The sequence below is a fragment of the Moorena sp. SIO4G3 genome (genome assembly GCF_010692305.1).
GTDB lineage: Bacteria > Cyanobacteriota > Cyanobacteriia > Cyanobacteriales > Coleofasciculaceae > Moorena > Moorena producens_A.
On sequence record NZ_JAAHIG010000274.1, the window covers coordinates 1 to 12,079 of the forward strand.

Annotated in this window: 11 protein-coding genes; 5 read left to right on the forward strand and 6 right to left on the reverse strand. The window is 40.6% G+C overall.

Annotation, left to right across the window (positions count from 1 at the left end; genetic code table 11):
* Window positions 1-211, forward strand: a 211-nt coding sequence (locus F6J99_RS32510) for a hypothetical protein (RefSeq protein WP_365974701.1), incomplete at its 5' end; no start/stop codon positions are given.
* Window positions 212-360: 149 nt separating this feature from the next.
* Complete coding sequence (locus tag F6J99_RS32515) at window positions 361-501, forward strand: hypothetical protein (protein WP_293119212.1); 141 nt, start codon at window positions 361-363, stop codon at window positions 499-501.
* Between the two features lie 19 nt (window positions 502-520).
* On the opposite strand, the gene F6J99_RS32520 is transcribed toward F6J99_RS32515, so the two are convergent.
* Both F6J99_RS32520 and F6J99_RS32525 read right to left on the reverse strand, forming a co-directional pair.
* The gene (locus F6J99_RS32520) at window positions 521-1,564 is read right to left on the reverse strand and encodes a glycosyltransferase (RefSeq protein ID WP_293119214.1); all 1,044 of its coding nucleotides are present in this window, start codon (window positions 1,562-1,564) and stop codon (window positions 521-523) included.
* A 353-nt stretch (window positions 1,565-1,917) separates the two neighbouring features.
* Complete coding sequence (locus tag F6J99_RS32525) at window positions 1,918-3,504, reverse strand: cellulose-binding protein (protein WP_293119216.1); 1,587 nt, start codon at window positions 3,502-3,504, stop codon at window positions 1,918-1,920.
* A 586-nt stretch (window positions 3,505-4,090) separates the two neighbouring features.
* Between F6J99_RS32525 and F6J99_RS32530 the strand changes: the two genes are divergently transcribed.
* A complete protein-coding gene (locus F6J99_RS32530; protein WP_293119218.1) occupies window positions 4,091-5,758 on the forward strand; it encodes an alkaline phosphatase family protein in 1,668 nt (555 codons plus the stop codon).
* Window positions 5,759-6,089: 331 nt separating this feature from the next.
* On the opposite strand, the gene F6J99_RS32535 is transcribed toward F6J99_RS32530, so the two are convergent.
* Both F6J99_RS32535 and F6J99_RS32540 read right to left on the reverse strand, forming a co-directional pair.
* Window positions 6,090-7,241 (reverse strand): glycosyltransferase family 4 protein, encoded by a 1,152-nt coding sequence (locus F6J99_RS32535; RefSeq protein WP_293119220.1) that lies wholly within the window; start codon window positions 7,239-7,241, stop codon window positions 6,090-6,092.
* Window positions 7,242-7,419: 178 nt separating this feature from the next.
* A complete protein-coding gene (locus F6J99_RS32540; protein ID WP_293119222.1) occupies window positions 7,420-8,451 on the reverse strand; it encodes a GNAT family N-acetyltransferase in 1,032 nt (343 codons plus the stop codon).
* A 297-nt stretch (window positions 8,452-8,748) separates the two neighbouring features.
* Here F6J99_RS32540 and F6J99_RS32545 point away from each other — a divergent pair, with 297 nt between their 5' ends.
* A complete protein-coding gene (locus tag F6J99_RS32545; protein ID WP_293119224.1) occupies window positions 8,749-8,946 on the forward strand; it encodes a hypothetical protein in 198 nt (65 codons plus the stop codon).
* A 144-nt stretch (window positions 8,947-9,090) separates the two neighbouring features.
* Here the strand turns inward: F6J99_RS32545 and rffA are convergent, their stop codons facing one another.
* Both rffA and F6J99_RS32555 read right to left on the reverse strand, forming a co-directional pair.
* Complete coding sequence (rffA, locus tag F6J99_RS32550) at window positions 9,091-10,233, reverse strand: dTDP-4-amino-4,6-dideoxygalactose transaminase (protein WP_293119226.1); 1,143 nt, start codon at window positions 10,231-10,233, stop codon at window positions 9,091-9,093.
* 133 nt (window positions 10,234-10,366) lie between these two features.
* Entirely contained in the window at window positions 10,367-11,554 is a 1,188-nt protein-coding gene (locus F6J99_RS32555; RefSeq protein WP_293119228.1) for a glycosyltransferase, read from the reverse strand.
* A 73-nt stretch (window positions 11,555-11,627) separates the two neighbouring features.
* Here F6J99_RS32555 and F6J99_RS32560 point away from each other — a divergent pair, with 73 nt between their 5' ends.
* Window positions 11,628-11,771 carry a hypothetical protein gene (locus tag F6J99_RS32560; RefSeq protein ID WP_293119230.1) on the forward strand — a complete coding sequence of 48 codons (144 nt, stop codon included), beginning with the start codon at window positions 11,628-11,630 and terminating at the stop codon, window positions 11,769-11,771.
* The last annotated feature ends 308 nt before the right edge of the window (window positions 11,772-12,079 follow it).

Here is a 12,079-nt window from a genome sequence, read left to right on the forward strand (position 1 = left end):
ATCGGGAATCGGGAATCGGGAATCGGGAATCGGGAATCGGGAATCGGGAATCGGGAATCGGGAATCGGGAATCGGGAATCGGGAATCGGGAATCGGGAATCGGGAATCGGGAATCGGGAATCGGGAACAGGGAATAGGGAATAGGGAACAGGGAACAGGGAACAGGGAACAGGGAACAGGGAACAGGGAACAGATAAGAGGGTTAAGTTAACAAAAAAAACCTTTTATTTCCATCAGTATTAAGAGGTAGAATATACTATATATTAAATCCACGTTAATAAGCAAAATATCACCAGCTATACTCTATAAATTACATACTTTTATTTCAAGTAAAAAATAGATATAATTAGCTATTTTATAATGATACCTATTCCCTATTACTTATTCCCTATTCCCTATTACCTATTCCCTATTACCTATTCCCTATTCCCTATTACCTATTCCCTATTACCTGTTACCTGTTTCCTGTTCCATAAAATCCAGAAATTGTGTACCTCATAGCTATGATAATTGCTATACTCTAACTGTTACTATTAAGTACAGTTTTGTACTCAACCAAATTACTACGCTGTCCTAGCAATCGATTTAGGTGAAATTGAATCTGACCTTGGACTTGAGGAAACTTGCCGATCATGCAAGAGAGACTATAAAGTAAAGCATCTGTTGAGCTCAAACTTGTCTGGGACTTATGACGATAGATCCGATAAGTCATCAGAGGATAACCAAGCAACAGCAATAAGCTCAAGCCATGGGTGAGCCATGCGATCGCAAATACTAACAGGGGTAAGAGTAACCCCCAGAACCAAATGCTCCGGCTTTCTTTGACCCAATGGCGTTCTGGAGTGTGACCGTGTAACCAGGCTCCCTCAGCGTAAGCATGACCTGCTCTCAAGAACCGCTTCCAGCACTGACTAAAACGAGTCATTTGGGCATCATGCCAAGTCATTTCAGCATCTAGGCGCAAAATCTTCCAACCCCTCTGGCGCAGCCGCAAGCACAGTTCCGGTTCTTCACCAGCAATTAGGTTAGGATTAAACCCTCCGACTTGTTCAAAAGCTTCTGTGCGCATCATTGCATCACCACCACAAGCGGAAGCTTCACCCACTGGTGTATCCCACTCCATGTCGCACAATCGGTTATATATAGATTTTTCAGGGAAACGCTCTCGTCGGCGACCACAGACTACAGCGACATTAGGGTTGGCTTCCAGTTCCCCTTGAGCATAGTCGAGCCATCCCCCTACTACCTCACAATCCCCATCCACGAATTGGACAAACTTAAGATTTGGCTCTAAATGTTTGAGATAGATATATCCCGCATTCCTAGCACGAGCTGCAGTAAACGGTTTAGATAGGTCGAGTCCAATCACCTCTACCCCTAAAGAATGAGCGATTTCCACACTGTTATCTGTGGAGCCAGAATCGACATAAACCACACGAGCGGCGTTCTTAATTACAGACAGTAGACACTGGCGTAGGCGTTCACCTTCATTGCGTCCAATCACAACTAATCCAATTTGCTTCACACCTTGGGGTTTGTATTCTACAGCTGAGAGAGTGTTCATCGTTTAACTGCTTTGAGAATTTAGCTCTTTTCTTGGACGAGGCAAGGAATTGAAACGCAGAGGTAGCACTGAAACGCTGTTTCCCTGTAAGCATATGCGCTACGCGCACGCGTGCGCGTTCAACGGTCAGCGGTCAGCCGTCAGCTTATTTTATTCAAAAACACCGATTGCGCTACGCGCACGCTGCGCGAACAGTAGTGTGGCCATAAGTTTTTAGCTGATAGCTGATACGCGACACGCTGATAGCTGAATGCTTATGTTTCCCTAACGCTATCGTTGTTGGTGAAAGATTTTAGCCAGATTAAACTGTAGCAGATTCACCCTTGTACAGCTTTCTAGGGAAGTTTACAGAATCAGGAATTTTGATCGATAAAGTCTATGAGAGCATCATACTTGGGTGAACTCTTTTGGTATACATGTTCTAAAGCACCCCAGCTCCCCCATTTAGTCGGCTTCTTGATATCAGAAAAGTGCATAAATAAGCCACCGTTCTGATTCTTCCATTCATTCAGGAGTTGTGTATAAATTTTGTACATTTCTGGATGTCTATTAAGCTCAATGAAAAACTCAGTTAGTTTTTGATTATCGGACTTGACAAGATGTTGACCACCTTCGTAAACCACTAACTGTAGTTTTCTCTTAGCTGCTACTTGTTGATGATAGTTAAAAATTTCATCAATATCACTTAAACTCTCATAGTCTTCTTCTGTGGGAAGTAAACCCCCGGATTTGATCTGCTTAAACGCTTTTGACACTCCGCCATCGGGTTCATTCAACCAAGATTCTATGGTGCTTTCGTTTTCTTCCGCGTTTAAGCTGCCATTAAAATATCCCGCGATCGCAAAAGCATCAATACTATGTTGATAACAAGGAGTATTACCCTCTGCTACCCACAGAGGACAATCCAAAGCAGCATTTTCCAAACCAAGCCATACGGTATGGGTAGCCATAACAGACACAACGTTATTGCTGTCACTACCAAATACCTTTTTCCAAATATCAGACATTTGAGCAGTACGCATGCCATACCATTGCATGTATGCATCTCCTTTATCCTTGCCCCACCTAGCTTGACCTTGAGCTAAGGCATAGTTAGCTTGTTGGAATTGCCAATTCCACACTTCATTAGACAGTTCCACATAAACCCTTAGATTTTGATCTAAGGTATCTTTAACTATTTGGGCAAAATTAGTTATATACTCATCTGTAGCTTGATGGGGCATATTAAACCATGGATCAGCACCAATTCGATTGGCCAGTTTAACCATGATTTCTACAGGTACACCTTTACCGTAAGCGTAGGAGGCATCATCTACTTTTGGTCTATTTGACCATTCCCCTTGCTTAGAATGATTGGTTTCCATCCAGTCCATAAAACGGATGGCTTTAAATTTTTTAATTTTATTGATGAATTCAGGATTAAATAGTTCAGACTCGTAAGTATCTTCATACTTAGCTTGAACAACACGAATGTTGCGAATATAATTACCCGTTTGATTAGGATCCGTAGAGGTAATTATTAAATAGATACTAGCCCCGGATGGTGTTACATTAATTACATCTCTTCCTGGCCTTGACGCTACCTCATCTTTGGTAGCATCAAACTTGTATTCTATAGTGCCTTCTCCATCGTATAAAACCACATACTTTCCAGCTGGATAATTTTTCATCCCTGTAAAAAGTAGTGTAGCCACACGAGTATATTCAGGAGGAGCTTCTGGAGCAGGTAAAGACTTAACCCAGCCCTGTTCGTCTAAATCCAGTTTATCGTATTCCTCAGTATCCCACGAACCACTACAGCCTGTTTCTCCAGAAACACATTGAGTAATCCATGGTCTCGAGGATTTGAAGGCATCTAAGAAAGGAAGTTCAGTTGACCAATCAGCAATTCCATTAAGGTTAGTTCCTAAGTTACTAGTTTTAACCGGATAGTTTGGCAAGGTTGAATCACTTAAATAAATATTAATATTTTTATAAAAATTTTCAGAATATGTTGGATTAAACGCAATAAATAAACTGAGGCAAAAACTAACCAAAAATAATATAAACTTTAAGTTTTTTTTGGAACCTATACTGTACACAAATTTTAACTATCAGGGCTATAAAAAAACTGACTTGATAATGGGATGTTTATTGGTAAGCTGACTGCACCTCAAGTAGCGTGCGTGGCACAGGCTAGAAGCCTGTGATAAGTGCGCATTAGCTTACGGCTTACATGGCTGGTAATTATCAACACTAATATATACTGGAAAAAATCCAGTTATCCGGATTGTTTATAAAAAATTTTTTCTCAAAAGTTTATCATATATAACTTTCAGTTAATCTTGTTCATAAATTTATATAACCATCAGGATTTTGGTCAATCCATAGGTAAAAATAAAAGTAGGGGTATAACGGTAAACCTTAGCTGTTGTATAAGATAGACCAAATCGAGTTTAATGCCACTCTAAGACTTGCCAAGATTCACAAATGCCCCTGGTTAAGTTGCAGGTTGTATCTCCAGTATTAACATTTAGTTTCAGAGAAATGAAAAAGCCTGTTATTGCCATTGGACTAGATGCAGCTGAGCCGTCTGTGATTGAGAAATGGATGTCTCAGGGACATCTCCAGACTATGCGTCGTCTGCGGGACCAGGGAACCTATGGACGCCTGAAAAACTTTGAAGCGTTTAGTGCAGAAACGCCTTGGACAACATTTTTGACTGGCTGCTCACCTGAAAAAACTGGGTTCTGGTCTTTCTTAGGATTTCGAGAAGGTACCTATGATTTCTACACCAAGGCAGCTTATGACTATAATGAGTATTCTCCATTTTATGCCCTGGGTGAAGATTATCGAGTGGCCGTCTTTGACATGCCTCAAGCTCGGCTCTCTGACAAGGTAAATGGTCTCCAAGTTTTAGCTTGGGGAGCCCATTCTCCTCAAGTAGATAGCGGGTCTTTACCAACTTCACTGTTCCAAGAACTGGTTGACAAACATGGAGAACACCCAGGGCTCCATAACGACTATTCAGTGTGTCTCGATTTAAAGGCAACACTCCGACTTCAGAAAATTCTCGAGACAGGGATTGCCCGTCGCGCTACTATTTGTCAAGATCTCTTGCAACAAGAGTCTTGGGACTTGTTTTTAACAGTGTTTGGCGAAGCCCATGCACTGGGTCACAATTTCTGGCAGTTGAGTCAACCGGAGCATCCTCTCTATGAGGATTTGAGTCCCCGTGTTTCAGGTGATCCCATGCTCGAAGGCTTTCAAGCCATTGATCGGGCAATCGGCAAGATTTTAGCCAAAGCACCAAAGGATGCTCATGTCGTCATTTTCTCTGCTCATGGCATGGGTCCTAACACCATGGATGTGCCCAGCACCACCTTCCTGGCTGAGTTTTTATATCGCCATAGTTTTCCTGGCAAATTTGCCCTGGCTAATGGGGGTGAGTTGGGAACACCCCTGGAACCAATCATGAGCAAAATGAAATGGAACTATTGGGAGCGACATCTGTGGGGTACTAAGTATGACCCTAATCCAATTAGACGGTTTTTGAGACGAGAAACTCCCACCAAGCTTTTCGAACTAATCGAGCCATGGTTAGATTCTTCTAAAGAAACAGATCTGATCTCCCCATTCAGGCTCACTAAGGAAACCGATGTAGTACCTTATCAACCAGCTTCTTGGTATATGCCGCTCTGGCCCAAGATGAAAGCCTTTGCCCTACCAAGCTTTGCAGAAGGATATATCCGCATCAATCTTCAGGGACGAGAACCACAAGGATTGGTACCCCCATCGGAGTATGATGCCTTGTGTGATGAACTGATCCAAAAGCTTTACGCTCTTAAAGATGCCCGGAAAGGTGTACCGATGATCAAGGACATCATCAAGACACGGAAGTCGGCCAGTGATCGAAATCCTAAGCTGTCTGATCCTGACTTAGTAATTGTCTGGCAAGATGAGTATGCCACAGATGTGGTTGAAAGTCCTGATGTCGGACGTATTGGTCCTGTACCCCATTATCGTGCTGGCAGCCATCGCTCTGAGGGATTTATCATCGCTAATGGTCCAGGTATTGCGTCCGGTGTTAATTTGGGAAGGGGTCATGCTCTTGATCTTGCCCCCACAATTTTGCAATTGATGGGTGCACCAATTCCTGAATACTTTGACGGTAACCCACTACCATTGCTAGCAAAAGAGCTTGTAAACGGTTGATATGCTTACCGGTGGATCTCATATTTGACAATGTTGCTAGTGGTGCTTCAGGGCAGCGTTCATGTTTCGCTCAAGGGCCAGGGTTAGGTTGCTGCCCGTAACGCACCACTGCTGGGTCAAACAACTTTTAGGAGATGCACCCTATGCCTACCGGCTTAGAGCATGGTCACAAAGCTTGGCCTCATAGTTAAGTCTTTCTAAATTACAAATGAGGCATAAGAAAAAGAGGGGATGAGTAGATTTTTCCCCTCTTTCCCCTCTTCACCTTCTTCCAAATCTCACAACTCCGACACGGATTGCTATATATAATCCGATTGACCAGGGGTTGATTTCAATTCAACATGCTGATCATCACACCATGTATAGCTTCTGCCCATTTATCCCAATTGAGATACTGATCGTATTGTTCTCGAGAAGACTTGACTAACTGTTCATAGACTGTCCGATCACCAAAGTTCTTTGCTATCAAACTAGCATACTGATCACTTGAGGCAGATAACGGTAACATATAACCATTTTTACCGTTTTTAATAATTGTCGAGATTCCTCCGACATCAGTTGTGATTACAGGGAGACCAAATGCATTAGCCTCACAAATCACAATTGGTGAACAATCAGCACGAGTGGGAAATATAAAAAAATGGGATTGCAAAAATAATTGATTAAGTTCCTCTCGTTCCTCAGGAATATTTTTATTCAAAAAAGGAATGACCTTTAGCCGCTCATGCTTAATTTCCTCCGGTGGTATACAACCAACCATAACTAGCTCAGCGTCAATTCCCATGCTGAGCAGAGACTGGAGAGTGTTAAAGGCAATATTTCCACCTTTTCTCTGCCAATCTTTACCAATAAACAATAAACGACAACGGGAAGCCTTAGATTTATAAAAGAGTTGATCTATTGAGGGGATATTATCTAAATTAGCTCCAAAGGGAATCACTTTAATTTTTTCTGGCTCTGCCTGATAGTCATTAATGGCAGATTTGGCAGCCCATTCTGAAGAATAAACTACTTTAGTTGATTTTGATAGTGCAGAAGTTTCATGTTTTTCAGCTAGGTAAAATTCTTCTAAGGTTTCGTAACTTTTATAGTACTCATTGTTGATCAATTTCGGAGTAGCATCGGATAAAAAAAGAATAGGAATCTTAGTTTCAAGAAAACTTAATTCTCCTGAAGCAACCGGGCAAAACAGTAGATCACATGGAGTTTCGGTTAACTGTTTTTGAACTGTAACTATGAAGCGTTTGAGCTCTTGATTGTGAGCGTGAGACTTTCCTAAAAATAAATTCCTTAATTTTATACGCTTTACTAGCTTATTCCAATAGGATTTATTATTCGATATTTCTTTCGGATTGCCGAGATTAATCAACTCAAGGTCTCTTGATGCCAGAGACTTATGCATATAATAAAGTATGCCAGAAAAAGTATTTTTGTCTAAATAGTTCTGAAAAGAGAAAAACCCAACTCTCAACTGCTGATTCATCGGTGTTACAAAGGTTGAATCTTGCCATCAAATGTACCGCTTCAATTATAGCTCACGATTAAGTGATGATTGGATGTTGAACCATGACTATTATTAAAATAAATGATAATTTATTAATTTTCCAAGATTTTGCTGGTTAATGTCATGGTTTTTAGATATAAAAACTAAACCATTTGGCCTAGTTAGCTTTAGGGTAATACGGCATTATGATTTTCTTTAAAGGTTTTAGGGGTTTAACCATACGCCTCAACTTATGATCAACATAGATCATATAACAGTCAAGAGGCTCGGCTCCAAAACTTTTCTTAAATGCTATAACTCCTGGCAATCCACCACTAGGATTAAAATCAAACCAAGAATATCCTTGTTCACAAGAATCTTTGACAATTTCATGCATAACTAAGTTAACTGGTCTTAGATTCAAGTATTTTTCTAAGGATGAGCCATGCCAATACACCACATGTTTTTTGGCGTAGAAGCATAGTGCTCCGCTGATAATTTGGTCTTGATAGTGGGCTACCCAAAGCTTAACGTTAGGTGAATTACGTTGAAAAATTGTTTTAAAAAGTTCCCAACTATAGCTACCAAGACTATTATCTCCCCATCGTCGTAATGAATCTTGATAAACTTGATAATATTCCCACCATTGATCTAGGGTAGATGCTGTAGTTACTGAAACTCCTTCCTTGATTGCTTTTCGGACTTTTCGAGCCATAGAATTACCGCCCTTTTTCCAAGTTTTGGAAATTGTCTCAAAACCCACGTCTAAGTTAATGGCGTGAGTTGTATCCTCCTCTTGTTCACTGACACAACTTAGGGCTACAGCTTGACTAGCTAGTTCATTGTAAGGATTTACTCGCCAACTTAATTTACCCCAAAAATTTTTATCTAAAAATTTAACAAGTAAAATGGCATGGTCAATGGTAAGTTCGTCTGCAGAAATCCATCCTCCAAAGGTTCCGTCTGGTGAGGATGAGTATTTCTTGATAAATTTCTGATTTCCAAGTTTATATGAAAGGGGAATTAAAGCTTTTTTTTGATCTGAGAATAGGATGATTAGAGGATTTGGGCGAATTTCTCCTTGAGTATAGGTATTCCAGATTTCCGCCCATTCTCTTGAATGAAAATAAGTTGAATAATTGCATTGTTGCCAAATTTCATCCCATTCTTCAGAATTAGCGATATAGCTTTTAGTAATTGATAGGCTCATTGACTACTCCTATAATTATTTTTTGTGATACTAAGTATTATAAATTACCTAGTTAATTGCTTGATGAATCTTGACCAAAGGTAAGACAAAGTAAGCGTTCGCGAACGCTTGAGTATTGGATTTATAGATTTAGATAGCTGGGCTGATTTTGGCCTAGGCGTTGCTTAATAATGGAATGATTTTAAGAGTGTTTAGGTGCGCGCCTCCAAGGCCGCGAGGGATTGCTCGCGGCCTTGGGTCGCACCTGTGGAATAGGCATCTTGCCGTGGAATAGGCATCTTGGGTGGAACTGGCATCTTGCCAGTTTCATGCTTATTTATAGCAGTCGAAGTAAAGCTTAAGACATCTTCTGCTCCCTGCTCCCTGCTCCCTGCTCCCTTTCAACCAAAAGACTATGTCCTAAACTATACTTCCCTTGCTATACTGGCATCTTGCCAGTTTCATGCTTATTTTCGGGCGGGCAGGATGCCCACTCTACTGCTATTCATTATTTGACTGACGCAACGCCTTTGCCTATCTATTTATTTCAGGACTTAGGCAGGAAGTATACTTGTAGGGTCTCACTCTGGACCCTACTATTGATAGTGTTTGTTACCCAGTTTTACCTCAGTTATGTATGTCTTAGAGTTCTGCTAGAGTTCAGAAAAATTTCTTGATTGATGCCACAACCCTTGCTTGGTCAGCCTCAGTCATATCGTTGTAAAAGGGCAGACGAAGTAAGCGATCGCTTACATCCTCAGTCACCAAGCAGTCTCCTTCTTTGCCCCCAAACTCTCGTCCCATATCAGACAAGTGCAATGGCAGATAGTGAAAAACACTGTAGATGCCTTGAGCTTTCAAGTGAGCAATCAAGGCTTGGCGCTTCTCTAGGGACGGTAAGAGTATGTAGAACATATGGTATGCCTGGTCACAGTACTCTGGCACAATTGGTAAGCGGATACCGTACTCCGGTGCCCAATCCTTGAGATTTTCGTAGTAGTACTCCCAAACTTGCTGTCGCTTGCTCTGAATCTGTTGGCGACTTTTTAGTTGAGCATACAAGAAAGCTGCGAGTATGCCTGAGGGGAGATAACTTGAACCAATATCTACCCAGGTGTACTTATCAATTTGACCGCGATAGAAGCGAGTGCGATTAGTGCCTTTCTCGCGGATAATCTCAGCACGTTCGATATACTGCGGGTCATTGATCAGCAGTGCGCCACCTTCTCCACAAGTAAAGTTTTTAGTCTCGTGAAAACTCTGGGTAGCTAAACAACCAAATGTACCTAGATACTTGCCTTTGTACTTAGCAAATAGCCCATGAGCATTGTCCTCAACAACTGGTATACCATAGCGCCCAGCAATGTCCAAAATAGTATCCATCTCGCACGCGACACCGGCGTAATGTACAGGGACAATGGCTTTGGTGCGGGGGGTAATCAGTGATTCTAATTTCTCTTCGTTTAAATTGAGGGTATCCGGGCGGATGTCGATAAAAACAGGTTGAGCACCTCGTAAGACGAAGGCATTAATGGTAGAGACAAAGGTGAAGGAGGGAACAATGACTTCATCCCCTGGTTGGATATTTAATAGTACTGCCGCCATTTCCAGAGCATGGGTGCAGGAAGTGGTTAGCAGAACCTTCGGCACTGACAATATTTCTTCGAGTAGAGCATGACATTGTTTGGTAATAGCACCATCACCGGAAAGATCCATGTTCTTGATGGTCTGTTGGATATAGTCAAATTCCGTTCCAACAGTAACAGGGCGGTTAAACGGTATTTTTGACAAAGTAACTTCCATTGTTAGTTAGTAATGATTAGTTTCTACTTGGTATTAATCCGAACAATTTTTAAAATGCACCTTAAATCCTATAGATTAGGAATTCTTTATCTGGCTTATTATTTTTAGTAATCATAATTATTATGAAAAATTATTAGGGAGATGTTGAGTTGTAGCGCCCTGAACTTAAGCGATGATCAATTAACCACTGTTCATTTTCTGGTGAGTCATGTAGCCATCGCTGAATTAGGTCAGCAAATTTTACTGGAAGCTGCAAACTCTTCCAGGTTTCGTAAGAGGCTATAGACAGATTATGGTAAAGATCTGAATCTGAAAGCAGCTTTTGAATAGATTCTGCTAAAGCAACAGAGTTGCCAGCTTCGAAAATTTTCGCACTGATGCCATCTTTTAGTTTATTGATAAACATCGGGTGATCTGAAGCAATGATTGGAGTTCGAGCGCAAAGGGCATGAGTAATTGCCAGTGGGAAACCCTCTGGAAATTCGTGGCGACTAGGAACTAATACCAGATCAGATTCTCTCATCAGAGGAACTACGGTCTTATTTGGTACTATTCCGAGAAACTCTACACAGTCTTCAATTTGTAGCTGCTTAGCTTTATTGACAAAGAAACCTGTTTTATCGTTACCAGCTATCTTCAATTTGATTGGAAACTTATTAGCTTTTAATTTAGCGATAGATTCTAATATATCGCCAACCCCTTTAGCTTCAATCATTGACCCAATGTAAAACAGTTGCCAGGGCTTAGCCTGTGCTGGTAGAGTTTTTGGTGACAAGGATTCTGGGGTTTCAGTAACAATAAAAGTCCAAGGAATTATCTTGTCAGATTGGACTCCTATCTCCTGGAGTACTCGGGAGGAATCAATCCCATAACTACCAATCCATTGGATTCGATCATTATTTAATAATTGGCTTAGTAAATAATTACGAAACTTGTTACGCACCTTTCTGGTGGGAATAGATTCAGCAAATAGGGCTAGGGTTGGAACAGTATTGTTAATTGCCCAACGAAAAACGTCCCGAATGGGTGTGCGAAGAACTAAATGAGTGGGATGGTAATCTTCAATCAATTGGATTAACTTTTTAACGTTAATCTTTCCATCAAACCCTGCACCAATGGCACGAACTCCTTTTTCCAGTAGCTGATTGTAGGGTTTTTCGGTCATACAACAGAGAGTTGCAACTTCCCCAATTTGTTTGCCAATTTCAGCTACCGCATCTACAGAATATTTCTGAGCATAGTATGTTTCAGGTCCACCGTTAGCTAAGCGTTCAAAGGCTTCACGGTAATCTCCAGCATACTGAATTATCAATAAGCGCATGAAATTAATTACGTTATTTTAACTCAACTTTTTTTAATAAAAAAATATTTATTATATAGCGTTTCTACTGGCTATGAGGTACACATTATTTTTTTTATATTGCCTATTGCTAGCATGCCTATGGCCTATTAACTGCTCCCTGCTCCCTAAAACCCAGAGATTTGTACCTGATGAGTATGATAATTGCTATAGTATTAATATATACTATTCCATTTGATTAATTTTCAGGATAGTAATTTTTAGGATAAAGTTGGTGTTAGTTTTTTTTAAATTAGCAGACACTCCCATTCATTTATTATCGAAATACTTAAAGATTAAGTAACTAATATCAATACTAGGTAATGCTAAATTTGACTATCCATTTAATTAAAAAAATAGATAAAAAAAAAGCTATAGAGCATCAGGTGTAAACTAATAGGCATTTATAGCAGTCGAAGTAAAGCCTAAGACATATTTCTGCTCCCTGCTCCCTTTAAACCAAAATACTATGTCCTAAACTATACTTCGGTTGCTATAAATTTTAAT

Bases quoted from the DNA above. Each gene is read 5' to 3' on its own strand.
- rffA (WP_293119226.1), bottom strand. From the start codon at position 10,233: ATGGAAGTTACTTTGTCAAAAATACCGTTTAACCGCCCTGTTACTGTT.
- F6J99_RS32555 (WP_293119228.1), bottom strand. From the start codon at position 11,554: ATGCGCTTATTGATAATTCAGTATGCTGGAGATTACCGTGAAGCCTTT.
- F6J99_RS32515 (WP_293119212.1), top strand. From the start codon at position 361: ATGATACCTATTCCCTATTACTTATTCCCTATTCCCTATTACCTATTC.
- F6J99_RS32530 (WP_293119218.1), top strand. From the start codon at position 4,091: ATGAAAAAGCCTGTTATTGCCATTGGACTAGATGCAGCTGAGCCGTCT.
- F6J99_RS32540 (WP_293119222.1), bottom strand. From the start codon at position 8,451: ATGAGCCTATCAATTACTAAAAGCTATATCGCTAATTCTGAAGAATGG.
- F6J99_RS32520 (WP_293119214.1), bottom strand. From the start codon at position 1,564: ATGAACACTCTCTCAGCTGTAGAATACAAACCCCAAGGTGTGAAGCAA.
- F6J99_RS32535 (WP_293119220.1), bottom strand. From the start codon at position 7,241: ATGAATCAGCAGTTGAGAGTTGGGTTTTTCTCTTTTCAGAACTATTTA.
- F6J99_RS32560 (WP_293119230.1), top strand. From the start codon at position 11,628: ATGAGGTACACATTATTTTTTTTATATTGCCTATTGCTAGCATGCCTA.